The sequence below is a fragment of the Peribacillus muralis genome (genome assembly GCF_001645685.2).
Lineage (GTDB): Bacteria > Bacillota > Bacilli > Bacillales > DSM-1321 > Peribacillus > Peribacillus muralis_A.
The window spans coordinates 728,671-752,387 of the sequence record NZ_CP017080.1 but is presented as its reverse complement, the minus strand read 5'-3'; the positions used below and the strand labels follow the sequence as shown (position 1 = coordinate 752,387).

Annotated in this window: 25 protein-coding genes; 10 read left to right on the top strand and 15 right to left on the bottom strand. The window is 42.0% G+C overall.

Annotation, left to right across the window (positions count from 1 at the left end):
- Positions 1 to 61 precede the first annotated feature (61 nt).
- Positions 62 to 1,174 carry an A/G-specific adenine glycosylase gene (mutY, locus tag ABE28_RS03625; protein ID WP_064463788.1) on the bottom strand — a complete coding sequence of 371 codons (1,113 nt, stop codon included), beginning with the start codon at positions 1,172 to 1,174 and terminating at the stop codon, positions 62 to 64.
- A 207-nt stretch (positions 1,175 to 1,381) separates the two neighbouring features.
- Between mutY and ABE28_RS03620 the strand changes: the two genes are divergently transcribed.
- A complete protein-coding gene (locus ABE28_RS03620; protein ID WP_064463790.1) occupies positions 1,382 to 2,359 on the top strand; it encodes a metal-dependent hydrolase in 978 nt (325 codons plus the stop codon).
- Positions 2,360 to 2,423: 64 nt separating this feature from the next.
- Here ABE28_RS03620 and ABE28_RS03615 read toward each other — a convergent pair whose 3' ends face one another.
- Positions 2,424 to 2,690 carry a YfhJ family protein gene (locus ABE28_RS03615; RefSeq protein WP_064463792.1) on the bottom strand — a complete coding sequence of 89 codons (267 nt, stop codon included), beginning with the start codon at positions 2,688 to 2,690 and terminating at the stop codon, positions 2,424 to 2,426.
- A gap of 113 nt (positions 2,691 to 2,803) precedes the next feature.
- Between ABE28_RS03615 and ABE28_RS24315 the strand changes: the two genes are divergently transcribed.
- Positions 2,804 to 2,959, top strand: coding sequence for a small, acid-soluble spore protein K (locus ABE28_RS24315; protein WP_064463794.1), 156 nt, complete (start codon positions 2,804 to 2,806; stop codon positions 2,957 to 2,959).
- A gap of 41 nt (positions 2,960 to 3,000) precedes the next feature.
- Here ABE28_RS24315 and ABE28_RS03605 read toward each other — a convergent pair whose 3' ends face one another.
- Both ABE28_RS03605 and recX read right to left on the bottom strand, forming a co-directional pair.
- On the bottom strand, positions 3,001 to 3,312 hold the full coding sequence (locus ABE28_RS03605; protein WP_064463796.1) for a YfhH family protein: 312 nt from the start codon (positions 3,310 to 3,312) through the stop codon (positions 3,001 to 3,003).
- A gap of 74 nt (positions 3,313 to 3,386) precedes the next feature.
- Entirely contained in the window at positions 3,387 to 4,184 is a 798-nt protein-coding gene (gene recX, locus ABE28_RS03600) for a recombination regulator RecX (protein WP_064463798.1), read from the bottom strand.
- Positions 4,185 to 4,310: 126 nt separating this feature from the next.
- Here recX and ABE28_RS03595 point away from each other — a divergent pair, with 126 nt between their 5' ends.
- From ABE28_RS03595 to ABE28_RS03585, 3 genes are all read left to right on the top strand, one after another.
- Positions 4,311 to 5,231, top strand: coding sequence for a TIGR01777 family oxidoreductase (locus tag ABE28_RS03595; protein ID WP_064464202.1), 921 nt, complete (start codon positions 4,311 to 4,313; stop codon positions 5,229 to 5,231).
- Positions 5,232 to 5,286: 55 nt separating this feature from the next.
- Entirely contained in the window at positions 5,287 to 5,409 is a 123-nt protein-coding gene (locus ABE28_RS03590; protein WP_064505151.1) for a YfhE family protein, read from the top strand.
- Positions 5,410 to 5,517: 108 nt separating this feature from the next.
- A complete protein-coding gene (locus ABE28_RS03585) occupies positions 5,518 to 5,697 on the top strand; it encodes a YfhD family protein (RefSeq protein WP_064463800.1) in 180 nt (59 codons plus the stop codon).
- Between the two features lie 348 nt (positions 5,698 to 6,045).
- Here the strand turns inward: ABE28_RS03585 and ABE28_RS03580 are convergent, their stop codons facing one another.
- From ABE28_RS03580 to ABE28_RS03560, 5 genes are all read right to left on the bottom strand, one after another.
- Entirely contained in the window at positions 6,046 to 7,611 is a 1,566-nt protein-coding gene (locus tag ABE28_RS03580; RefSeq protein ID WP_064463803.1) for a fatty acid--CoA ligase, read from the bottom strand.
- A 125-nt stretch (positions 7,612 to 7,736) separates the two neighbouring features.
- On the bottom strand, positions 7,737 to 8,888 hold the full coding sequence (locus ABE28_RS03575) for a thiolase family protein (protein ID WP_064463805.1): 1,152 nt from the start codon (positions 8,886 to 8,888) through the stop codon (positions 7,737 to 7,739).
- 30 nt (positions 8,889 to 8,918) lie between these two features.
- Positions 8,919 to 10,064, bottom strand: coding sequence for an acyl-CoA dehydrogenase family protein (locus ABE28_RS03570; protein WP_064463807.1), 1,146 nt, complete (start codon positions 10,062 to 10,064; stop codon positions 8,919 to 8,921).
- Positions 10,065 to 10,163: 99 nt separating this feature from the next.
- Positions 10,164 to 10,931 (bottom strand): 3-hydroxyacyl-CoA dehydrogenase, encoded by a 768-nt coding sequence (locus tag ABE28_RS03565; protein ID WP_064463808.1) that lies wholly within the window; start codon positions 10,929 to 10,931, stop codon positions 10,164 to 10,166.
- Between the two features lie 36 nt (positions 10,932 to 10,967).
- A complete protein-coding gene (locus ABE28_RS03560) occupies positions 10,968 to 11,402 on the bottom strand; it encodes a MerR family transcriptional regulator (RefSeq protein WP_064463810.1) in 435 nt (144 codons plus the stop codon).
- 165 nt (positions 11,403 to 11,567) lie between these two features.
- Here ABE28_RS03560 and ABE28_RS03555 point away from each other — a divergent pair, with 165 nt between their 5' ends.
- The 3 genes from ABE28_RS03555 (at position 11,568) to ABE28_RS03545 (ending at position 13,539) form a co-directional block, all read left to right on the top strand.
- Positions 11,568 to 11,993, top strand: coding sequence for a universal stress protein (locus tag ABE28_RS03555; RefSeq protein ID WP_064463812.1), 426 nt, complete (start codon positions 11,568 to 11,570; stop codon positions 11,991 to 11,993).
- 126 nt (positions 11,994 to 12,119) lie between these two features.
- The gene (gene cidR, locus ABE28_RS03550; RefSeq protein ID WP_064463815.1) at positions 12,120 to 13,016 is read left to right on the top strand and encodes a cidABC operon transcriptional activator CidR; all 897 of its coding nucleotides are present in this window, start codon (positions 12,120 to 12,122) and stop codon (positions 13,014 to 13,016) included.
- A gap of 151 nt (positions 13,017 to 13,167) precedes the next feature.
- Positions 13,168 to 13,539 (top strand): hypothetical protein, encoded by a 372-nt coding sequence (locus ABE28_RS03545; RefSeq protein ID WP_064463817.1) that lies wholly within the window; start codon positions 13,168 to 13,170, stop codon positions 13,537 to 13,539.
- Positions 13,540 to 13,605: 66 nt separating this feature from the next.
- Here ABE28_RS03545 and ABE28_RS03540 read toward each other — a convergent pair whose 3' ends face one another.
- The 5 genes from ABE28_RS03540 to ABE28_RS03520 form a co-directional block, all read right to left on the bottom strand.
- On the bottom strand, positions 13,606 to 14,328 hold the full coding sequence (locus tag ABE28_RS03540; protein WP_064463818.1) for an amino acid ABC transporter ATP-binding protein: 723 nt from the start codon (positions 14,326 to 14,328) through the stop codon (positions 13,606 to 13,608).
- Positions 14,325 to 14,981 carry an amino acid ABC transporter permease gene (locus tag ABE28_RS03535; RefSeq protein ID WP_064463820.1) on the bottom strand — a complete coding sequence of 219 codons (657 nt, stop codon included), beginning with the start codon at positions 14,979 to 14,981 and terminating at the stop codon, positions 14,325 to 14,327. Before ABE28_RS03535 ends, ABE28_RS03540 begins: the two co-directional genes overlap by 4 nt.
- A gap of 79 nt (positions 14,982 to 15,060) precedes the next feature.
- Positions 15,061 to 15,882, bottom strand: coding sequence for a basic amino acid ABC transporter substrate-binding protein (locus ABE28_RS03530; protein WP_064464204.1), 822 nt, complete (start codon positions 15,880 to 15,882; stop codon positions 15,061 to 15,063).
- A 332-nt stretch (positions 15,883 to 16,214) separates the two neighbouring features.
- Complete coding sequence (locus ABE28_RS03525; RefSeq protein WP_064463823.1) at positions 16,215 to 17,234, bottom strand: AI-2E family transporter; 1,020 nt, start codon at positions 17,232 to 17,234, stop codon at positions 16,215 to 16,217.
- Between the two features lie 178 nt (positions 17,235 to 17,412).
- Complete coding sequence (locus tag ABE28_RS03520; protein WP_064463825.1) at positions 17,413 to 17,643, bottom strand: excisionase family DNA-binding protein; 231 nt, start codon at positions 17,641 to 17,643, stop codon at positions 17,413 to 17,415.
- 181 nt (positions 17,644 to 17,824) lie between these two features.
- Here ABE28_RS03520 and ABE28_RS03515 point away from each other — a divergent pair, with 181 nt between their 5' ends.
- Together ABE28_RS03515 and ABE28_RS03510 are read left to right on the top strand one after the other, a co-directional pair.
- Complete coding sequence (locus ABE28_RS03515; protein ID WP_064463827.1) at positions 17,825 to 18,742, top strand: glycine-rich domain-containing protein; 918 nt, start codon at positions 17,825 to 17,827, stop codon at positions 18,740 to 18,742.
- A complete protein-coding gene (locus ABE28_RS03510) occupies positions 18,672 to 19,073 on the top strand; it encodes a hypothetical protein (protein ID WP_156775676.1) in 402 nt (133 codons plus the stop codon). The genes ABE28_RS03515 and ABE28_RS03510 overlap by 71 nt, the downstream gene beginning before the upstream one ends.
- A gap of 464 nt (positions 19,074 to 19,537) precedes the next feature.
- Here ABE28_RS03510 and ABE28_RS03500 read toward each other — a convergent pair whose 3' ends face one another.
- The gene (locus ABE28_RS03500; RefSeq protein WP_064463831.1) at positions 19,538 to 23,503 is read right to left on the bottom strand and encodes a hypothetical protein; all 3,966 of its coding nucleotides are present in this window, start codon (positions 23,501 to 23,503) and stop codon (positions 19,538 to 19,540) included.
- Positions 23,504 to 23,717: the final 214 nt, after the last annotated feature.

Here is a 23,717-nt window from a genome sequence, read left to right as displayed (position 1 = left end):
CCCTTACATCCTTATATTACCATTATATACAATATCATTGATTGGTTGGGGAAAAACGTCTTTATTCTATTTTTTCTTTATAGGCCTTCATCATCTTTTGATGGGAGACTGGAAATGCAAATTCAGCCATCTCAGCCTCACTCACCCATTTGAGCTGGTTTTCCCTTAAGATGTTTTCATCGATCATTTCCTTGATTTCTCCGATATACGCATCCACTTTCCAAACAAGATGTGAAAAAACATGTTCTATTCGAACAAGTGGTTCCGTAATTTCCGGTGTGACCCCATATATCTCTTGAAAACGATCCTTGTAAAACTCCCGCTTGGGCTGAAGGGGTGCATGGTTCTCGAAGTTAGGATACTCCCAAAGATTTGCGAGTAGCCCAGCTGATTGTCGTTTGTGTATGAGAAATTCACCATTTGCATTCGTTAAGATGGCTGCCACAATGGGGACATCGCGCGATTTTTTCTTTTGGATCTTTACCGGCAGTTCTGACTGGACACCAGATTCGAATGCAAGGCAATGACTTTGAACGGGGCAGAGCAGGCATGCAGGCTTGCCAGGCGTGCAGATTAATGCGCCAAGCTCCATCAAGGCTTGATTAAACGAAGAGGTATGATCATGATCAATCAGCTTTCTGACGGCCGCTTCAAATGTTTTTCTCGTCTTCGGCTTTGCGATGTCTTCATATATCATTAGGATACGGGATAAAACGCGCATGACGTTACCATCGACAGCCGGTTCCGGCTTACCATAAGCAATGCTCAGAATCGCCCCGGCCGTATACGGGCCGACGCCTTTCAGTTTGGATATCTCCTCTGGATTCTCCGGCACGATTCCATTATAAGAGGCCCTCACTTCCTGGACGGCACTTTGCAGATTCCTTACACGCGAATAATATCCAAGCCCTTCCCACGCCTTCAATATCTTCTCTTCATCGGCATCGGCAAAATCCTCTAGTGTGGGGAACCACTCCATAAACCGGTTGAAATAAGGAATCACCGTATCCACCCTCGTTTGCTGAAGCATGATTTCCGAAACCCATACGCGGTATGGATCCTTATTTTTCCTCCATGGCAATTCCCGCTGTTCTTGCTGGAACCAGGAAACTAAATCTCGTTGAAAACCTTCTATATTTATTTTTTCTATTGTCGGGATCATTATTTCTTTCAAATCAGTTCCTCCAAAGATGTTACACTCTCATTAAAATTGGGAATACCTATAGTAGGCATTCTTTTTTTAATATCATGTTCATATCCATTTAATTGTAAAGGCTCATAAAAATAAGTCAAAATTATATTCATTTGATGGTTAATATATAAATACGGTATGATGAAAGAAGATCATTTTTTTTCAAATTGTGGCAGGGAGGTTGAATTTTTGGATACAGGTACTCACTTTGTCATGGGAATTGCTCTTGGAGGTCTTGCCACATTAGATCCTGTCATTGCACAGGAGCCAATCACTGCAAGTGCAGTCATAGCAGGTACGATATTGGGATCGCAAGCACCGGATATCGATACCGTTTTAAAATTAAGAAATAACGCTGTATATATACGTAATCACCGTGGAATCACGCATTCCATTCCCGCTGTTTTACTTTGGCCATTGATTATCAGCGGTGCGCTTTTCGCCATTATACCTGAAGCCAATTACCTTCACCTTTGGCTTTGGACCTTTTTAGCCGTATTCCTTCATGTATTCGTGGACATATTCAATGCATATGGGACACAGGCCCTTAGGCCGATTTCGTCAAAATGGGTAGCTTTGGGAGTCATCAATACATTCGATCCATTCATTTTCGGAATCCACGTTGCAGGTCTGATACTGTGGGGCTATGGATTTCCCCCAGGCTATTTATTCCTCGTCATTTACGGGATACTCGTCATCTATTATGTCTCTCGATTCAGGGAACAGGCTTTTATTAAAAGGGCCGTTAAGCAGCAAATCCCTGGAGCGAGAAAAATCCTTTTATCACCGACGATGCGTTTTCACCGTTGGAAAATTGCAGTGATTACCGAAAAGAATTATTATGTGGCAAGAGCCGATAATGGATATGTGACCATACTGGATACATTCGATCGGGTGCCATTGCCTGAAAGTGAAATTCTTGAGGCCGCTAAAAAAGATATCAACCTTGCAGCCTTTCTGTCCTTTTCTCCGGTTTACCGCTTTGAAATCGAACAGATAAAAGAATATTATGAAGTTCGTTTCATTGATCTAAGGTACCGAAGCAATGGATATTACCCGTTTGTGGCAGTCGTTCATCTAGACAGCGATTTGAATATCTTGAATTCGTATACCGGTTGGATCTTTAGCGAAGCAAAGCTGCAAAAGAAATTGAATATCATTTTATAGCTGCGAACCATGCACAGTGAAAAAAGGCTGATCCCAGGAGTAGAACCCCTGGAATCAGCTTTTTTTAATGCAGCCGATTCTGATGATTTAGTAAATGTTGATATTTGGGATTTTTTGCAATGAATTCGTGGAATTGCTCACCGTAATTATCAATCCAGGTTCTTACGACACGTAACGTCATTTCTTCCCCGGCATATTCATGTCCAGCTTTTGCATAGGTCGCTTCGAAATCCTCCCATAATAATTCCACCCAAGTCAAAGCTTGCTCATACGTGATGTGGTCATTTTTCTCAAGCAGTATCTTGGTTAATCTTTCATGGTAATCATTCATTAGAAACACCTCATTGCCAATATTTTTACAGAATCAACTATATGGTCCATTACCCATAATAGTGGTAAGCGGAAACGCTTCTTTCTTTAAACTGATGCTTGGAGGAAAACAACTTGCGAAATAAACAAAAAGGATTTCCGAACCAAACCAATAATAAATTTCACGGTGAACCCCGTGCCCAGGCAAGATATGCTTCAAAACGTGCAGATGGTAGCATAAATACACACCCTCAGGAACGAATGAAAGCTTCGAACGAGCGAACGAATTAAAAGTGATTTCAAAAGGAATCGGGATCATTCCCGGTTTCCTTTTATTTCAGCATCGAGATCGGGAGTGCTTCTTCCTTCCCACTACCACCTAGGCGGTAACCCCAGGCGAATACCCCATTCATATAATCAATTTTGAAATAGACACCTGGATCACCATCAATCTGATAGATTTCCCCTTTTTTGAAATCATCGGGATTCAGCAAATAAGCCCTGGCCATCGTCACTTTACGTTCCAATACAGAATATTCATTAACCATCCCCAACTGCTCAGCCTTTCTTGCCTTTTCAGTCAATGCTGCAATTTCCTGCTGTAGTTCATAGGCCGACAACTTGCTGTATCTTACGTCACTCATATATAGTGCTCCTTAATGAAATAGTCATTTACCTCTATATTAAACAAAATTTCGTATTTTGGCTAATGCTGTACTTAATCAAAGTCGGAATTGGAAAGAAACCGATCTATTAATTCGATTGGATAACCTTTTCGGTATAAAGCCTGCTTCATTTTCTGCTCATATTCAAAGCGTTCAAGATTTCCATAACGACGCTCCAATTTTTGCGCATGATGGCAAAGGGAACTCCATTGTTCATCTTCATCCTTTTCCACTGTCACATCTTCAAGCGCTTCAAGGATGACGTCTCTGGGGAAACCTTTTCTTAATAAGGTCTGTTCAACCTTTTGCCTTAATGCCCGCTCCGAAATGTTCTTTTCCTTTTTTATTGATTTTCCTGCAAGATTTCTTGCATGCTCTATTTGCAAATCTAATGGGTATTCCTTCATGGCTTCGAGAACCAATTTTTCTTTTATTCCTTTTTCCTTTAGCTCAAGCTTTAAGGTAGTCGGGCCCTTATTGCCGCCATTCACATGTGTCCGTACATAGGCCTTGGCAAATTCAAGGTCGTCCAAATAGTTAAAGCTATACAGCTTATATATCGCTTCTTTGATAATCGGCTCTTCCGTTTCCTTCTTTTTCAAATAAAGGCGAATTTCCGATTCCGATCTCATCCGGTATGATAAATAATGAAGGGCATCTGTAAATGCCTTTTGGATTTCATCATGGAATTGTATTTCAGCTAGCAGGAGGTCATCCAGTTCCGTACCCTTTTTCAACTGATATTTAAGTAAAACTTCTTCGTCCACGCTGAAGGCATATTTTTCATCAACGAATATGTTATAACGGTCTTTACGTTTTTTTTGGGTTGTTATCTTTGTTATATTTGGCATAAACCTCACCCCCAACACCTACTTTACCCCTTTATTTGCCCCATTTCTATAAAAGCATGTCTAAAAATGAAAAAAGAACATTGGCATGGTAAAGTGAAGGGAAGACAGGGAAAGGAAGTGGTTTTAATGAAAATAGCCATTGCTGGTGGAAGCGGTTTTGTCGGCACAGCCCTTATTGATGAATTACTTAAAGAAAATCACGATTTATATATATTGACCCGCCATCCAGAAAAATACAAAAAACAGCCAAAGCTCCAATATATCCGCTGGTTGACCAAAAACGCAAAGCCCGAGGACCACTTGGCGGGGCTTGATGCTTTTATAAACCTTGCAGGTGAATCTTTAAATGACGGGCGTTGGACTCCTGAACGAAAACGGAGGATTGTCGAAAGCAGGGTTGATGCTTGCAAGGAGATGAACAGAATCCTTTCTTCACTGCCCAATAAGATATCTGTCATCATCAACGCCAGTGCGATAGGATATTATGGGATTTCTGATAAAGATACCTTTACCGAGACATCTGAATCGGTTGGTGATGATTTCCTGGCGAGGACTGTTAAACTATGGGAAAAGGAAGCAGCTAAATCACGGCCATACAGCAACAGGCTCGTCCTTACAAGATTTGGAGTGATTCTGGGCGAAAGCGGAGGTGCATTGCCCATGATGGTATTGCCCTATAAATTTTTCGGCGGAGGAAAGATTGGCAAGGGAAATCAGTGGCTTTCCTGGATTCATGTTCAAGATGTGGTCCGGGCAATATCCTTTTGCATCAATGAACAGCGTATGGAGGGACCCATCAATTTCACGGCACCTGCCCCCGTCCAAATGGATGCATTCGGTAAAACGATAGGAGCTGTCATGCACCGTCCCCATTGGTTTCCTGTACCTCCATTCATCCTGAAATCCGTGCTCGGTGAAAGGAGCATTTTAGTGCTTGAAGGACAAAACGTCCTTCCCGCAAAACTGATTGAACAAGGATTCACGTTTACCTTTCCATCCCTTAAAGAGGCTTTACAAGCTAGCTTAAAAAAAGAATCTCACGTATGAAAGCCGCTTTTTAGGAAAAAATAGGGATATTAAGGTGAAATGGAGCTGATCTTACTTGTCCAAAAAAAATGAAAAAGAAAAAAGTAATTTAACGAGCACCCAAGCCATTCTTTATGCACGGGAATTTAAAAATGCAGATCGTGCTGGCGGCTTTAACGAGAAAAGATCGCGCCGTTAACTTTGGGGTATTTTCCCGTACATTTTGATTAATTGTTCTACACAAAATAAGCTGGAGATGATGAATTTCTAATATCATCTCCAGCTTATTTTTTGAGGGGGCGTTAATATGGGACGCATTAACATACATCATAATCGAGATAAAAATAAACAAAAATTGCCACAAGTTCCTAAAAACCTGAAGAGTGACGGACTTGACGTTGAATATTCTTCGGAACTGGCTGACCAGGAAGACATCGAGGCACAAGCTCGGGCAAACGCAGCCGATCGTCGAGCTCATAATCGCTAATAAATAAAATAACAAGGGGCTGCTTCTGTGCCCCTATGTTTTTTATCCACACCGTTTATCCACATCACTGTTGATATTGTGGATATATTCAGAAAATACTGATAAACAGTAGGCATTTTGACTCGCTTAGTTAACATGAAAATAATGTTATTTATGGATAACTCTGTGGATTATGTGGATAAAGGCAATATTCCTCTGAGTTGTCAGCATTTTAAATGTGGATAACTTTTTTCTTACCTTGCATACATCGACAAGATTAGTATTCCCCAATGCTATCCACACTTCGAATGTCCCCTTGATTTGCCTTATCTTATGGGAAATCGGTAAAGTATGCAGTATTGAATTTCACTACCTCTTGTCATGAGCGATTTCTTCGAGCCGTTTACGAAGGAGGAATTTTTGTATTTTCCCACTTGCATTTCGCGGCAACTCTTCACAGAAAATATATCTCCTTGGTCGTTTGTAGTTAGCTAGTGCATCGCTATTCTTACACCAGTTTTCCAAATCGAGTTCGGCTAACCCAGAGCCTTTAGCGACCACGAACGCCGTTACCGTTTCTCCCCATTTTTCATGTGGTTGACCAATTACCGCACAGTCGAATACAAGTGGATGCCCATGAAGTGTGTCTTCCACTTCCCGTGGGTACACGTTTTCACCTCCGGAAATGATCATGTCGTCCACTCGGTCCTTGACCCACAAATATCCATCTTCATCCAGGTAACCAATATCACCGGAATGGTACCAGCCTTTATAAAGTGCCCTTTCCGTCTCTGCATCCTTTTGAAAATAGCCTTTCATGATACACGGACCCTTCACAAGGATTTCCCCTGTTTCCCCTGGCTCCAGTATGTCTTCTGGCTCCGATGGCCCGTCATCATTCGGGCGGACAATAATGATATCATGTTCCGGACATGCCTTGCCGGCAGATCCCGCCTTCCTTACTTGATCATCTTCCAGCAAGAGTGTGATGGCTGGCCCCATTTCAGTCATTCCATATGCTTGGATGAACTGGATGCCTAGTTCTTCCTGACAAGCACGTACAAGCGATGGAGCCATTGGCGCCGCTCCATATAGTCCCAGCTTCAAGCTTTGGAATTTATACTCGTCCAAGTTTTCCTGAATGAGCATGTTCCACATCGTAGGCACAGCGAATAACTTGGTGATTCCCTCTGACTCAACTAGCTCCATCACCTTTTTCGGATTGAACTGGTGGAGGATGACATTCATGGCCCCAACCTGGACGCGAGGTAAAAAACAGCAATGCAGTTCGGCACAATGAAACATCGGTGCAGTGATCAAACCGATATCAGAACGATCATAATTCAGGGCCTCTCTTAAAATGGCTGCTTGTTTGACCATATCTTTATGAAGGTGAATGACCCCTTTCGGACGCCCTGTCGTCCCACTCGTATACATGATGGCATAAACATCATCCTCATGAACCTCCACTTCAGCCGGCTGAGAGAGGACGCTCGCCAATTTTTGGCGGTAACCTTTCGCATAACCTGGCACATCATCATCAATGTACCAGAAACCAGTTTCCGGGAATCGCTTTTCAATGGCCGTAATGGCTGATTCCAATTCACGTTCGAATAAAACGACCTTTGGTGCTGCATCATTTAGAATGAAGGACACTTCTTCAGGCATGAGGCGGAAGTTGATTGGATTAAAGATTGCGCCGATTTTTGCACAGGCAAAGAAGGCAGTGGCAAGCTCTTCATTGTTGTATAGGTATGTAGAGACTCTGTCGCCCTTTCGAACGCCTTCCGCCTGAAGGGCAGCCGCCAATCGATTAACCTGGTCATTCCATTGGATATACGTGTAGCGGATATTTCTTCTCACATCGTAGATAGCCTCTTTAATGGGGAATTCTTGAACGGTCTGATCAAAGATATTTTTAATCGTTATTGACATATCATTTCCTCCTCAATTAAGCCACCCCTCAACAGAACAAGCTCTTACCACTCTGGCGATAGTCGGCTGTATCTCTTTTCAGCTTGCCTTTCGTGCAAATGACCAATGTTACCGCAGACTTCATTTCAATCCAATCTTTCAATGATGGTGGCGTTGGCCATCCCATGTCCCTCACACATTGTTTGCAAGCCATAGCGTCCGCCTATCCTTTCCAGCTCATGGATCATGGATACCATGATTCGCGCACCACTGCCCCCAAGAGGATGTCCTAAGGCAATTGCCCCGCCATTAGGATTCAGCTTCTTCGGATCTGCCCCGGTTTCTTTAAGCCAGGCAATCGGTACAGGAGCAAAAGCCTCATTCACTTCAAAAATATCGATATCATCGATGGATAGCCCCGCTTTTTCCAATGCTTTTTGCGTAGCGGGAATCGGTCCGGTCAGCATCAGCGTCGGATCTGAACCGACGACGACCCTTGTATGCACCTTGAAACGGGGTTTCAACCCTAGTTCTACGGCTTTGCTGCGCTCCATCAATAATAAAGCAGCAGCACCGTCACTGATTTGACTTGAGTTGCCAGCGTGAATCAATCCATTTTCTTGAAAAACCGGCTTCAGGCCTGAGAGTACCTCCAGGTTGGTTCCACTCCTTGGACCTTGATCTTCCGTAACCTCCAGATGATTACCTTCTTTGTCTGTCCCGATAACGGAGATGATTTCCCGTTCGAAATATCCTTCTTTTTGGGCACGTATCGCCTTGCTATGGCTCTCAACGGAAAACTGATCGCATTCCTCCCGTGTAATCCCCCACTTCTTTGCGATCCTCTCAGCAGATATACCTTGGTTGATCACCTCGTAGCCGTCTAAATACTTTTGACTCGTTATCGCCCCTTGGTAATTCGATCCCATAGGGACTCGGGACATGTTTTCGACGCCGCCCGCGACGACTACATCCATATCTCCCGACAAGATGGCCTGGGAAGCGAAATGGACGGCCTGTTGACTTGAGCCGCATTGACGATCAATGGTCGTTCCTGGCACCTCAACCGGATAACCGGCAATCAATGCAGCTACCCGGGCTATATCGCCGGCCTGCTCACTAGACTGTGAAACGCATCCTAAAATGACGTCATCTACGAGGGTAGGGTCTATATCCGCCTTTTCAATTAGCTTCTTTAATACTTCCCCTGCCAGATCGTCCGGGCGAATGTCTTTCAAGACACCGTTCCGCCTGCCGACTGGAGTGCGGATTCCTTCCACGATAACCACTTCTCGCATATACTCTCTCCCCTTCACATCCTGTTTTTATTAAAGACCAAGATTTTTAGCGATGATTTTCTTCATGATTTCATTCGTTCCCGCATAAATGCTAGCCACTGGAATATCCCGATACCTTCTCGCAATTTTGTATTCCTCCATATATCCATAGCCGCCGTGGAGCTGCATGCATTCACTGGATATTTTTCTGGCTGTCTCCGTCAAGCGCCATTTTGCCATCGACACCTCTGTGACGACCTGTTCCCCCGCCATATGATTGGAGATCAATTGGTCGAGGAAAGCACGGCCCATTTTAATTTCCGTTGCCATTTCGGCGATCTTAAATTGGGTATTTTGAAATTGACTTACGGATTTTCCGAAGGCTTCCCTGCTTTTTACATATTCAATCGTATCGTCAAGCATATCCTCCGATGCCGTTTGGGCACAAATTGCTACGACAAGGCGTTCCTGCTGCAATTTTTCCATTAAATATGTAAACCCCTTGCCTTCATCACCAAGCAGATTTTCTTTTGGTACACGGCAATCCTCAAAAATAAGTTCAGCTGTATCCTGACTGTGCAAACCAAGCTTCTTCAGTTTTCTTCCTCTTGAAAAACCTGGTGTATCCCTTTCAACCACTACCAAGCTTACACCTTTGTGTTTCGGAACCGCATCGGGATCCGTTTTGCAGGCCACGATAACCAAATCCGAATGAATGCCATTGGTGATGAATGTCTTTTGACCATTCAATATGTAATGATCTCCATCCAAAATTGCCGTCGTTTTAATATTGGCCAAATCAGAACCTGTTCCAGGCTCCGTCATGGCGATCGCCGTAATGATTTCCCCTGTTGTACATTTAGGAAGCCAGCGCTGTTTCTGCCATTCATTTCCGAAGGCAGTAATATACGGAACTGTAATGTCACTGTGAAGCCCGAAACCTATAAAACCAGAACCTACCCTTTCTAGCTCTTCGTTAATTATGACCGCAAAGCCCCAATCCACCCCGGAACCTCCATACACTTCTTCTAGGTCCGGACATAAAAAGCCCTGCTCCCCCATTTTCATCCAAAATGACCGGGGAATGATTCGTTCTTCCTCCCAGCGTTCATAGTTTGGAACCGCTTCTTTTTCTAAAAACCTCCGGAATGACTTTCGGAAAATATCATGCTCTTCATTCAAATATGGATGCTTCATCTGCTTTTTCCCCTTTGCATGCTTTATGGTTTCCCCCTTCCATATAGAAGAAGGCTCTTTTTCAACATTAATAAGTAATCATCCTATACAGATGAACACTTACTTAGGTGACATCCGGATGGCCCCGTCCAGCCTGATCGTTTCTCCATTGAGCATCGGATTGGTGATGATGCTTTCCGTAAGTTTCGCATACTCTTCTGGATATCCGAGCCGCGAAGGAAATGGCACGGTTTTCCCCAGGGACATCCTCGCTTCTTCAGGCAATGAGTCGAACATTGGTGTATGGAACAAGCCAGGTGCTATCGTTACGACACGGATCCCCTTTGTGGCAAGCTCCCTGGCAATCGGCAGGGTCATTCCAACCACTCCTCCCTTGGAGGCACTATAGGCGGCTTGTCCTATTTGCCCTTCAAAGGCAGCTACCGAGGCAGTATTGATGATCACCCCGCGCTCTCCTTCTTGGTTCGGTTCATTTTCGATCATTTTTAGGGAAGCAAGACGGATAACATTAAATGTACCGACCAAATTGATAGTCACCACTTTTGAGAACGCTTCCAATTCATGTGCACCTTCCCGGCCGATAACCTTCCGTGCTATTGCAACACCAGCACAATTAATGACCGTATTAATGCTCCCGAATTTTTCAATGCCTCTTTCCAAGGCTCTGCTCACACTTTCCTCACTGGTTACATCGGTTTTGACATACAAGACTGAATTCCCCAATTCCTTTTCCATTTTTATTCCATTTGCCTCCGAGAGATCAAGGATGATCGCTCTTCCACCTTTTTTAACGATGTTCCTTACCGCCGCCGCTCCCAGACCTGAAGCTCCTCCTGTCACTGCTGCAATGGTTTCTTGAATATCCAAATATCCCACCTCATTCGTTTCGTCTAGAATATATATTCATCTTTGTCGATCATCAAAACCTAAATTCATATTAAATTTGTCACTTGCCAGTTTTTCATTCATTTTCAGGTCATGAAGGTTTTTATTGAAGCCTTGAATCATCTGCTCAAAATCCTGTTTCAATTCACTCAACTCTTTTATGCGCTCATTTACTTCATTTAATTTCTGTGCTGCCGTATCAATCGTTTTTTCCAATTGCCTGATGCCTGTCCTGTCCTTATCAAACAAAAGGACAATATCCTTTATTTCCACTAACGAGAACCCATATTTCTTCCCACGCATGATGATTTTCAGTTGTGCATACTCTTTCTTTCCATACACTCTTTTTCCTGATCCTGTACGCTTTGGCTTTAACATGCCTAATTCTTCGTAATACCGGAGCGTCCTTGTCGTCAATTCGAATTCATTCGCTAACTCAGAAATGGTGTACATGTTAAAACCACACTTTTCAAAGGGATTATTTACCTATATATTAACATTGACGTTAACGTAAACTTCAACAAATATTCACAAAATTTATATTATATGAAACTATTTAGAAGATTCAACCTGATATACTAAGGGTATATTCATGATATAGAAGGGAAGGATTAAACCATGCTTTGTTCAAAAATACTAGTTGCTTATGATGAGTCTGAATTGGCACTTAAATCTTTAGAAAAAGCGATAGAGTTAGCGAAGCTCGATCCAGCCATTGAAGTGCAGGTACTTCACGCTGTTACATTACCGATCAAACCTAATATATATGGCAATGCCTTTCAGGAAATAGAAGAATCGATGCGTAAATATGGCAATGAATTAATAGGGAAAGCGGAAACCCTATTATCTGATATTCCAAACGATTCCCAAACATTTGTCGTCGAAGGGTCTGCCATCACGGCTTTATTGGAACATGCGAAATCCCATAACTGTGACCTTATCATCATGGGCAGCCGCGGATTAAGCGGATTCAAGGAGTTCCTCGGCAGTGTAAGCCACTACATCGTTCAGCATTCTCCCGTGCCCGTCCTATTAGTTAAATAAAAAGGGTGGTTCTATATATGTAAGAAGCTGGGTTCTTGGAGTCCAGCTTTTTTGATTAGCTTGTTTTACAACCCTTCCGCTTACAGGTAAAATGAAAGTACTTTTAATAGGATTACAGGTGAAGCAATGGATATTAAACATTTACAGTACTTTATTGAGGTAAGCAATTTTAATAATTTCACTCGGGCAGCCAATCATTTATTCATTACCCAGCCAGCCATCAGCAAGATGATTAAAAACCTTGAGACCGAGCTTGGCGTCGAGCTTTTTGATCGTTCGCGGAAGCAATTGATCCTGACTGATGCTGGCAGGGTTGTCTTGGAGCAGGCAAAGTTGATTGATAAAGCCTTTCGTAATCTGGAAACGGAAGTGGATAATTTACTAGGCTTGAAAAAGGGACATATTCGCATTGGATTGCCTCCAATCATCGATGCTTCTTTCTTCCCCCGGATTCTTAGCCGGTTTCATGAGCAATATCCCAATATAACCTTTCAGTTAGTGGAGGATGGTTCAAAAAAAATTGAAGAATCAGTCCAAAAGGACCTAATAGATATAGGCGTGATCGTCCTTCCAACCAACACCGCCCTTTTCCACCATTTTTCTTTTTTAGAAGAAGACATCAACTTGATTGTGTATCCTTCCCATCCATTTGCGGATCGGGAAGAAATCGATTTGGCCGAGCTGAAAAACGAATCCTTCATCTTATTCAACAAAGATTACGTCCTTCGGGATCTAATCATTTCTTCCTGCAGTGAAGCCGGTTTTTCACCGCATATCGTCACGGAAAGTTCACGTTGGGATTTCATTGAAGAAATGGTTTACTGTAAGCTTGGCGTTGCTCTTTTACCTGAAAGCTTGTGCCGGCATGATGAACGTGTGAGGTCGATCAAGGTTAAGCAACCATTCATTAGCTGGAAGCTTGGCTTCATTTGGAGCAAGGACCATTACCTTTCATACGCCGCAAAAGAATGGCTGAAATATACCAAGGAAGCGCTCACCAGCCGAAATGCATTCTTTAAGTGAGTTGTTCGATGTAAGCACTACCATAGATGCAGGTTATGGAAACGATAACATTTAACCATTTTACATGCTTATCACCGGGGGGTATCCTTGATAAGAGTCAAAAGCCGTTAATCAATGTAAACTATACCTTCAAGAAAGGAGTAAGATAACCATGATCACTTTATCTAGTTTCGATGAGCTGCGGGCAACGCAAGCCGCGCTTATGAAAATTAAATATTCATACCCCGAATTATTTAATAGGTTATTCCATATCGTTGCCTTAACAAGGGCACTGCAATTTAAATACCATTTCATGGGAACTATACTCATGGATGAAAACCATGACGAATACACCCCTGAATTCGTTATACCCTCCGTTTCCAATTTATATATAGAGGAAGTTCAAAAGTTGAAGAATGATCCTGATTTCCAGATCTTACTTCAGATTTTCTCGCAAAGTAAAAATATAGGCTTCGCCAAAATCAGTATGCTCGTGCTCGGTAAAAGCCCTGAATCGCTTTTAGGCGCTTCGACCATTAAATGAAGCGCTTATATGTGTTTTCCCGAAAAAAACCATCCATTCAATGGAAGGTTTTTTCTTTGCTTATACTTAGAGTACTTTGCTTAAAAAGGCTTTAGTTCGCTCCTGTTGCGGATGATTGAAAATCTCACTGGGAATGTTTTCTTCGATGATATATCCTTCATCCATGAAAATCACCCGGTCGCCAACTTCTTTTGCGAATCCCATTTCATGGGTTACAACCACCATCGTCATCCCTTCCTTTGCCAGCTGCTTCATTACCTCAAGCACCTCACCGACCATTTCAGGATCAAGAGCAGAGGTCGGCTCGTCGAATAACATGATTTTTGGCTCCATTGCCAGCGCCCTGGCAATGGCCACACGTTGCTTTTGTCCCCCTGATAATGAATCGGGGTAAGCATTCGCCTTTTCGGCAAGACCCACTTTCTTAAGAAGGTCCATCCCTCTTTGCGCTGCCTGTTCTTTGGAAACCTTGCGGACCTTTACAGGTGCCAGCATGATGTTCTCAATAACCGTTTTATGAGGAAATAAGTTAAAATGCTGAAATACCATGCCAACTTCCGTTCTGACTTTATTGATATTGACCTCTTTGTCCGTCGTATCGAGACCTTCGATGAAAATATGTCCTTCTGTAATCGTTTCCAATTGATTTATACACCGGAGAAAAGTTGATTTACCCGATCCAGAAGGCCCGATTACCACAACCACTTCCTGTGGGGAAACGATTGCATTGACATTTTTCAACACTTCATTCTCCCCGAAGGATTTCTTAAGATTCTCGATCTTGATCATTCTGTTTTCAACCTTCTTTCGAGTCTATTTAATACGAAGCTTAAAATGAGGGTCAGGAATAAATAAATGAAAGCACATGCTAGATATGGCTCCCACACTTTGAAGTACTGGCTACCCATCGCCTTGCCCCAATACATTAACTCTGGAGCTGCGATGACACATAATAAGGAGGAATCCTTTAATAACACGATGAACTCATTTCCGAGCGGTGGAATCATCCTTTTGAAGGCTTGAGGCAATACGACGTGAATCATCGTTTGGGTATGGGTCATTCCCAAGGAACGGGATCCTTCCATTTGACCCTTATCGATGGATTGAATGCCCGCTCGGAATATTTCCGCTATATATGCCGCTGCATTTAAAGATAAAGCAATGACACCTGCGGCCACAGCATTCGTTTCCCCAGTAAATAAGGGCACGATCCCAAAATGAATCAAAAAGATTTGAACCAACAGCGGGGTTCCGCGAAAAACCGTAACATAAAAATAAAAGGGCGAAGCTAGCACTTTGTTTCTCATGATCTTCCCTAACCCGATCAATAAACCTAAAAAAGTTCCGATCAGGATGGATGAAATCGAAAGACCTATCGTCAGCAAGGTACCTTTCAATAAGAAAGGAGCATATTCAAAAATAATATCCCAGCGAAAACTCATTCCATTCTCCTCCTAAAGCCCAAAAAAACTGCGTAACTTCACACGTAAAGTTACGCAATCCTTCCATTTTTTATTATTTTTATTGCTGTGCCTTCAATGTTTCAACGTCTGGTTCAATGCCAAACCATTCTTTATAGATTTCTGCGTATTTCCCGTTTTCGTAAATGGCATTCACGGCTTTATCGAAATCGCCTTTCAATTCACTGCCTTTTGGAAACATTAGGCCATAGAATTCCTCGTTGAAGGCTGAGCTATCTTCGACGACCTTAAGTTTCTGATCGGGATTATTCTTCACATATTCCTCAACAACCGTATTATCAGCTACGACGGCTGCCGCTCCTTTTTGTAGCAGTTCCTGAATGGCCAGATTATTATTTTCGAATTTCTTAATGTTCTTATTATTTTCTCCGATGAGCTTTTCCACTGCTGCCTGACCAGTTGTACCGGTCTGTACCGCAATGACCTTACCTTTCAGATCTTTGCCTGATTTTATATCACTTTTCTCTGGGACGAGAATCTTGTTTGTTGATAAGAAATAGGGGACCGAAAAATCATACGTTTGTTTTCTTTTGTCATTCACTGTAATGGCGGAAACCGCGACATCCGCCCTTTTCGATTCGATTTCCACGAAAATCGGATCCCAGCCAACACTTTCGACTTTTGGTTCATAACCGGCTTCTTTAGCAACGGCAGTGATGAAATCAATATCAAATCCCACAACCTTATCGCCTTCAAGGAATTCGAATGGAGCATAATTGGCATCCGTCACGATCCTGAGCGTTTTCCCATTTGACTCTTCTTCTTTACCAGTTGTCGAAACCTCTTTATCCTTCCCGCATCCTGTCAGGGCGAGTAACAAAGAAGCTGCCACGGCAAACACAAAAAAAGAAACCTTCTTCAACATAATCCCCTTCTCTCTCGTAAACTCTCTTTTTTTAAAAAACAGATAAATCTAATTTTAGAGAACATTCAGTATTTTCATTTAAAAATATTATACGTTCATTTGTTTTTTTATGCAATAAAAAGTCGATAAATAACTTTACTAAAATAAAATTTTAATCTATTAACTCGGTAAACCAAAAACGCGGCTATGCTGTACATGGTAAACCTCTGGACTTCCCCCTTTATATAGAATGAATGGATATTATTTTAAAAACAGATATAGTCTGCGTTGCCAAGGATTAACGAAAAAAAAAGCAGCGGCTGATATAGCTGGCCGCTGCTTGCATAATTTTATGATATTTGATTATTCCCCTCATCTATATCTAGCATATCCAGCAGGAAGATGAAAATCGGTATACCGATGATCAAACCCCATATCCCTAAGAAATGCTCGGAAAACAGCAAGATGATGAAAGTGAAAAACGTAGGGAGATTTGTCTTTGCCGACATGAATTTAGGGTTTAAAATATAGCTTTCAATCGCATGGATCACAACGATCATGATCAACACAGCAATCACCTTTGGCATGCCCCCGATGCTATAGGCAATCATGCTAAGCGGGATGAGGGAAATGATGACCCCCGCAACCGGAACCAAGCCGAGGAAGAATATCATGATCCCCAGGCCCAGCAACTGCGGAAATCCAAGGATCCATAAAAAGGTAACTGAAAGCACTGCATTGGTAATGGCTATCAAGAACTGTACCTCAATGACTTTACCGAATGAATTAATGAATTTAACGCCAAAGTGTCCCAAGTTTATGAAGAACGATTTGAATTTGGCCCGCTTGAATTTAGAAGTGAAGCGGATGATTTTATCTTTTTCCAATAAGAAAAATAAGCTAAGCAACATGGAAATGAAAATTTGAAATGCCAGTTTACCGAAATCGGATATATAAAGATAGAGTGTATTCATCTGTTTTTGAAGATCGAGCGGCGATTCCAGCTCGTTCATCGTATTAATGGCATATTGAACGACCCTATTATCTGGTGGATGTTGAAAGAAGAAAACGATCTGCGTGACTAATTCCGTGAATTGGAGCGTGATGACCGGTAAATATTTATAAAGAACGATGGCTAAACATGATACGACGACTGCATATAAGAAACTTATGACTACTTTGGAGTTGATACGCATCACTTTGTTCAGCCGAATCATGATAAATTGCTCCAGCCTCCCCATAAGGAAAGTGAAAACAAAAGTAAATAACACAATATTAACCATACTTCCGATGCTTACTAAAAAGAGGACCAAAATAATTAATGTAATTAACCTAGAAAAACCTTCACTTTGTAAATACTCTTTTACCACTTACCTATCTCCTAACTACCATTCTGCCGTGATAATTCCTTCTATCTCTTATTTTACACGGAATTAAGGGATACTACTACAATTACCTTCCATTGACAACAAAATTTTTTGAATGATCAGTTAGTCCTATGATTCGGACAATGATTTCATAAAAAAACACCTGCCAATCCGGCAGATGCTAGTCTTCATCCTTCACATCAATATCTTCTGGAATTGGTTCATTATAATAATCAGCCAATTGCTTCTTATATTTCTCCATTTGTTCAAGATGTGTATTGAATTGCTCTTTGAAAATTAAATTCTGCTCACCGTCATGGACGGTGCGAATTTTATTTTGAGCGATTAAGCTTTCGATATAGGATTCCGGCATCGATAAATATTCCGCCGTCTCTTTTACTGTCAAGTACATGCCCTCGCCCCTTTTTCTTCTAACTATACTAGATTGGGGGCATTATTTGAAGTGCTTGATTCAGGGGTCCTGCCTTTCACCATCTCATTGATCATTATCAGTAATACCTTACAATCCCTTCCAATACGATGTAAGATAAAGATATAGCAATCTATCCATGGATAGTAGAGGAGTGGAAAACATGGTCTTTTTTTATGTCATTCTTGCGGCAATTCTAGCTGTGTTTCTGGTCAATTTCGTGAAACGGCAAAGTGAGCCTGCCAAATCGGCACGTTATCAAAGAGAATTCCATCAGTTACATAAGCGAACGTTAGATGTAGACGCTTCCGAAATCGTTGCCGATGCATTGCAGGAAAAGCTTAACAATGCACTGGATGTGGCCTATATGGAAAAGGTCAATAATGAATACAGACTGAAGCATCCCCGTGTTTCACAGGAAAAGGTCAACCAAGCATGGCGTGAACTGAAGCGCTATTTGATTATGGCCGCCGTATTTGGAAAGGTTGAAATGTTTAATTCGGCCATTGATGAGCTTTGGCATATCATGCTGAGCCATAAACGAGAGTATGATTCGTTTTGCCAAGCTTTCATCGACACGCCCATTTTGCATCACCCCCACTTTCAGCCCGTTTTCAAGCCCGAGGAACGGACTCTTTTTGATTTTTACTATGTACAGTTGTTCACGGTGGATTCGATTTCAATTCGAACATGGGGCAAGTTCTTTAAACACGGTAAAGGGCAATCGTTTCTTCATGATTTTGAAACGATGGAGCTCGAGCAGCTAAAAGCGAAATATATGAGAAAACCGACAAGTAACCAAGCCGAAATGACATTTGAACATTTCGCCTCCCAATTTAAAATAAATCGGCCCCTGGCAGAAATGAATGGGCGGAAGATCTACAATGAATCCGACTACGCGGCCCCTGCCTATTTCATGTATGTCAGCACCAATGATTTTGATCACGATTATAAAGACATTTTTGGGGATAATGATACTGCCTCCACTCACTCTGGCCACAGCTGGGACCATGGCAGCAGCCATGACAGCCATTCCGATTCATCCTCCAGCTGCTCTTCATGCAGCTCCTGCTCGTCTTAAGCTCAAAAGGTTAATGTGGGTAGTAGATGAATTATTTAAAGGAGTCACTTCTGATATGGATGAAAATGAGATACGGATATTCAGACCAGTTTTTGTATATGCAAATTTGGAAAAAAAGAAAAGATTAGTACGAGGTGTAACCGAAGATAGAGATAGATTAATTATAGAATTAAAAAATTATAGTAATGCCCTTTCTCCATTTTTAATTAATGTGTTGAAATCTAATATAGACCAGTGGAATATTGAAATTTATGATTGGCAAGAGGAAATAAACAAAATCGAAGAAGTAAGAAGCGGGTCTAATCACTCTCTGTTTGTAGATGATGAATGAGGTATGCGCGACTTCTTTTAGGAATACGTGTCAAAGGGTTGCTCCGCCTCTGGATAAGGAAGCACCTGCAGTGGAATGAAACGGGCAAAATATAAACCTCAAAAACTATGAGCAATGGATGTCTAACTTCATTTCACGCTAAGTGGAATGGAACGGAAGGTGCGACACTCCTGCGGGAAATGCGCGTCTACGTGAGACACCGAAGGCTCAAAGCCGAGGAGGCTCTCGGACCGCCTCTGGATAAGGCAGCATCTGCAGTGCAATGAAACGGCAATGTACAATTCCTTCAAAACTGTGGACATTCGGTTTTTTAGTTTTCACGCAAATTAGATTGGGATCGGTGTGCGAGATAGCGAGCACCTGCAGTGCAATGAAACGGACAAAGTACAAAACATCCAAAAATATTGTCCAAAATAAAAAGGCTTGGAATGTCCAAGCCTTTTTGCTTTGCCCCTTTTTCTTCATTAATTCCAGCGGTTGAACCAATTCTTGATTCTTTGTTTATTTTTTTCAAGCACTTCCTTCGATGTTCTGTTGTCTTTTTGCTTTTTCCATTCGAAGAAGGAGGCTATTCCGATAAGGAGGACTCCGCCAATGATCAAATACAACCACCATGGCATCTCACTCCACATCGAAGTAGTATTGCTATAAATATTGAATAAAATGGTGGCGGTTCCGGCAATGAAATAAGATTTGTATTTCATCATGAAGCCAATGAGCATGGCTGCCAATGACACCGTTCCAATAATGAGCGCATCATATAAGGTGTTGCTCGCCATAGCATCAAAAATCAAGTCCAAAAACAAGAGCAAGACAATGGCACTCTCGATATATTGCGTAATCTTGCCTTTAACGAAAATTTTCCTCAGCAGGATGGTGCTGACGATGAAGAGCGGCAAAATGTCTGTCTCTTCTTCAAGGACCTTGGGTACCGTGAATTGATTAGTGATGACCCAATACGGATAGAGACTGAACAATATCGCTGCAGCCAAAGAAATCTTTCTTTCCATGATTCCTGTCGTCGTTCTTCTTATTATGATGAAATAGATCGGAATCAGGACGGCTGCGACAATTTCCAAAATGACCTGTTCTGATTCCTCCATCAAAACATCCAAATTCATGGCTAGAAGAAATAGCAGGCCATAAATCCGATAAAAATCCAATTGAATAAATCCTGCTCCGTCCTTAATCAGAACGCTCTTAAAATACTTCCGGCTTAGTATCACCATGAAGGCCGAACAAGCAAAAAGGACTGTTATACCAACAAAGGGCTGTATCGAATCCGCATATTGGATGATGGTCCAATATGGATACAAACCAAGAACTCCCGTCAGCCAAACATGGATGATCCTTTCTTTTTTTCCCTTCGTGTACCGTCCCATTAAAAGGACGTAGCCTGGCAGAAGAAGTGAAACAAAGATCCCTAATTCCTCAAACCCCGGGTCCCTCCTGAAAACTTCAAGATTCATGGCAATAAGATACAACAAGCCGTAAATCCGATAATAATCAATCCTTACAATGGCTCCCTCTTGATTGAACAAGCCTTTGAAATGACGAATGCCGGCAAGCACCATCACAGCCGTACATACAAGCAGGAGGATAAGAGCCATAACAATATTCAATGTGTGTACATACATATTGTAGAAGATGTATGCCAAGCTTAGAGGAAGCAAAACATAGTTATGCCATTTCCTTTTCATAAGCAGATAACAGCCTAGCGCGAACTGTACAGTCACCAAACCAACCCAGGCAGCCTCCCAGTTAAGCGGAAAATCACCGATTGCGGTTTCCAATATGGATAAGCTCATTGTCAAAATGCTGAACGGAATAAGGTAAAACTCGATGATTCTCTTCCAGCCTTCATTGGAAGCAGCCCACATGATTGTTATGATTGCTCCGGTTATCATCATACCTATCGAGGCGATGAATGCCATTTGCTCCACGTTCTTCAAAAATAAATGTACCTGCAGGAAAAGGACGGAAAAACCTAGATACGTATACACGTATTTTTCCAGCTTCCCTTTTGCGAGCATAGCACTCAAAAGATACATCAATAGCTGAGTAACAAAGACGATCGGCGTGCTTTCCGTTTGGATGATGAGAAGATATCCAACAGGAATCGCAACTAAGTTGACTAGATGGCTGGCGTAAACGAAGTACAGTTTCCCATTTTTCGAATATTTCCCTAACATCTCCCCTATCAGGAAAAAGATAAACGGGCCGAACAATACAAACGCAACCTTCATGGTCATCGAATTAAAATCAAACACATCGTAAAGGGATGCATATAAGCCAGCACTTGTAAAAACGACAGGCACCCAGAAAATATGTTGCCGATGTATTCGGACCGACCAACTGTTTATTGCAACAGCCAAGGCAATCAAGCCGCTTGCCTTCAATGGCTGCAGCGCATCGAACGGAATCCACAGGAAGGCAAGTAAGGAAAGGAACTGGCTGCCATAACAAAAAACAGGAAAAAAAATACGAAACCTCTTCTTAAGTGTGTAGGCGCAGGCGATGGAAATAAGTGAAACCGCCATTAAATAGAGACTCACCGGGATATTTGACCGGATCCAAGCACCGCTTTCCAGCAAATATGGATAGATAGAAACGAAAGCCAGGATGAGTGTACTTGGAAATCCGTAAATGGCGTTTTCCTTCATATGCTTGGCATCGCCTTTTATATATGTGATGAAAAATAGTCCAGATATCATGCCTAGTACCAGGCTGACGGCAAGCCAATCCATTTCACTGAATTTATTCGTCAGGATCATTAACATGATCATTGAGGAGACATACACGATGCTCCTTTTAAACAGACTGTATCTTGGATGATGATTATATAAATAAAGCCCGAGATATTGAATGATCTGAAGAGCAAAAACCAAATTCAAAACGGTAGAAAATGAAATGGGCCAGGCAAAGAAAAGATAGACACAAGCTAAGTTGAAGACCACGACAGCCGGGTAGGTGAAGCGTGAATCCCTCGATTGAAGGGATACATAGGCAAGCTGAACGGCAACGATCATGAGCGCGATGAATAGCTGCGCATAATTTTCCTGGTACACCAACGCGTTTATATACATGAAAACCATTGCACTTTCAATCAGGCTGGTAAACATGAAGGTCCTCGAAAGCTTTTTCAGCTCCCCTTTATCCAAATATCTCGCAAAAGCAGTAAAAATGATTGGTAGAAGTGCAAAAGCAATGACCATGTATTCACTTAAAAAGGAATTATAGACAAAGTGGATATATCCGTACGTGAAAAGGGCACTAAACGCCATTTCATGATATTTCTTTTGAAATTGGACGGCAAAAATGAAAAACGTTACAGAAAAGACCATCAACGTTAACGAATATATAAGGCCGCTTGCAAATAACGTCAAAATCACGAACGCTTCCACAATGACCTTAAACTGAAGAAATTGAAAAATATATGGTTTGAATAACATTAAATGTTCTTCATCATTTAATCTTCGGACATTCAATAATAGGATTACATTAGTCATGCCAATCGCCAAAAACATCCAGTCAAGGGTGGGCGTCACAAAAGCAATACCGAAGTAGGACGTAATGCCAGAGGTAAATATCGAAATGAAAATGAATATTTTCGATTTAAAGTAATCCGCAATCTTGACATATATCGCTAAACAGAGTAACCCTCCAAGAAACCCCAGCAATGCAGGCCCCCCGCCATGAAGTGAAAGATACTCTCCAAAGATTTGATAATATGAAGCTGATAAAATGGTAATCGGAATGAATAGGCTCGCTAACGTCAGGAATGCAAACGCCGTCTGTTTAATTTTCAGCTTCGAAGCAATGAAGGCCATTCCCACAAAAATGACGGATACCATTCCAATGAAGAACACTTTCAGGAGCGCGTTTAGATCTCCCCATGATGAAGTTGCCAATATCATTCCGCCTAATAGAAGCAAAATCACGCCTGTGAGCAGGACGACCGAAATATTCCGCTCCCTGATTTGTTCGGGTGTTTTTTTCGGTTTTAGCGGCTTCACCGATTCAACCAGCTTGTTTTCCGGCTTCATGTCTAGAGTATTTGCCCGTTTCTGACTATCTTCGGGAGAGGAACTCAATTGCACTTGCTCTTGCTTCCCTTCGTTGGATATTGATTCGGAGGCTCCAGCGGCGCCATGTATTTCCCATCCCTTTTCTTCAATCAAGCCTTCTTGAACCTTCTCGATCGGTTCAGCATTCAACATCTTTTCTGGCTCGGCCTGAGATCGATCATGCTCCTGCTTTAAGCGTTTTTGTTTATGAAGCGCCAGCTGATAATACCTGTCGTATGCCCTTTCGATCCTGATATATTCCGATTTGGGGATGAGCCGCCCTTTCCACAAAGCATCCAGCTCTTCCTGGAAAATGCGTTTCCTTTTTTCTAAAGTCTCTTCTTCACTAGAAGAACCATTCATCCTAAGCTTTCCCTCCTTCATTAAGACCTTTAATCATCCTATGTATATGTTCCTTACGATAATAACAAAGTTTTTCCATTTTTAAAATATTCAGGATGCTGCCTGTTTAAACAAATGGATATCAAAAAAGATGACTTCAATTGAAGTCACCCAGAATGTAAAAAACCGTTAATAATGGTGAGCACCTACATATTTTTGAAAGTTGCAATGTCGC

What these genes read in the sequence shown, in the direction of transcription:
- ABE28_RS03615 (WP_064463792.1), bottom strand. Translation starts at nt 2,690, where the DNA reads ATGAATGATTACCATGAAAGATTAACCAAGATACTGCTTGAGAAAAAT.
- ABE28_RS03605 (WP_064463796.1), bottom strand. Translation starts at nt 3,312, where the DNA reads ATGAGTGACGTAAGATACAGCAAGTTGTCGGCCTATGAACTACAGCAG.
- recX (WP_064463798.1), bottom strand. Translation starts at nt 4,184, where the DNA reads ATGCCAAATATAACAAAGATAACAACCCAAAAAAAACGTAAAGACCGT.
- ABE28_RS03595 (WP_064464202.1), top strand. Translation starts at nt 4,311, where the DNA reads ATGAAAATAGCCATTGCTGGTGGAAGCGGTTTTGTCGGCACAGCCCTT.
- ABE28_RS03585 (WP_064463800.1), top strand. Translation starts at nt 5,518, where the DNA reads ATGGGACGCATTAACATACATCATAATCGAGATAAAAATAAACAAAAA.
- ABE28_RS03580 (WP_064463803.1), bottom strand. Translation starts at nt 7,611, where the DNA reads ATGTCAATAACGATTAAAAATATCTTTGATCAGACCGTTCAAGAATTC.
- ABE28_RS03575 (WP_064463805.1), bottom strand. Translation starts at nt 8,888, where the DNA reads ATGCGAGAAGTGGTTATCGTGGAAGGAATCCGCACTCCAGTCGGCAGG.
- ABE28_RS03570 (WP_064463807.1), bottom strand. Translation starts at nt 10,064, where the DNA reads ATGAAGCATCCATATTTGAATGAAGAGCATGATATTTTCCGAAAGTCA.
- ABE28_RS03560 (WP_064463810.1), bottom strand. Translation starts at nt 11,402, where the DNA reads ATGTACACCATTTCTGAGTTAGCGAATGAATTCGAATTGACGACAAGG.
- ABE28_RS03555 (WP_064463812.1), top strand. Translation starts at nt 11,568, where the DNA reads ATGCTTTGTTCAAAAATACTAGTTGCTTATGATGAGTCTGAATTGGCA.
- cidR (WP_064463815.1), top strand. Translation starts at nt 12,120, where the DNA reads ATGGATATTAAACATTTACAGTACTTTATTGAGGTAAGCAATTTTAAT.
- ABE28_RS03545 (WP_064463817.1), top strand. Translation starts at nt 13,168, where the DNA reads ATGATCACTTTATCTAGTTTCGATGAGCTGCGGGCAACGCAAGCCGCG.
- ABE28_RS03540 (WP_064463818.1), bottom strand. Translation starts at nt 14,328, where the DNA reads ATGATCAAGATCGAGAATCTTAAGAAATCCTTCGGGGAGAATGAAGTG.
- ABE28_RS03535 (WP_064463820.1), bottom strand. Translation starts at nt 14,981, where the DNA reads ATGAGTTTTCGCTGGGATATTATTTTTGAATATGCTCCTTTCTTATTG.
- ABE28_RS03520 (WP_064463825.1), bottom strand. Translation starts at nt 17,643, where the DNA reads ATGTACTTGACAGTAAAAGAGACGGCGGAATATTTATCGATGCCGGAA.
- ABE28_RS03515 (WP_064463827.1), top strand. Translation starts at nt 17,825, where the DNA reads ATGGTCTTTTTTTATGTCATTCTTGCGGCAATTCTAGCTGTGTTTCTG.
- ABE28_RS03510 (WP_156775676.1), top strand. Translation starts at nt 18,672, where the DNA reads ATGGCAGCAGCCATGACAGCCATTCCGATTCATCCTCCAGCTGCTCTT.
- ABE28_RS03500 (WP_064463831.1), bottom strand. Translation starts at nt 23,503, where the DNA reads ATGAATGGTTCTTCTAGTGAAGAAGAGACTTTAGAAAAAAGGAAACGC.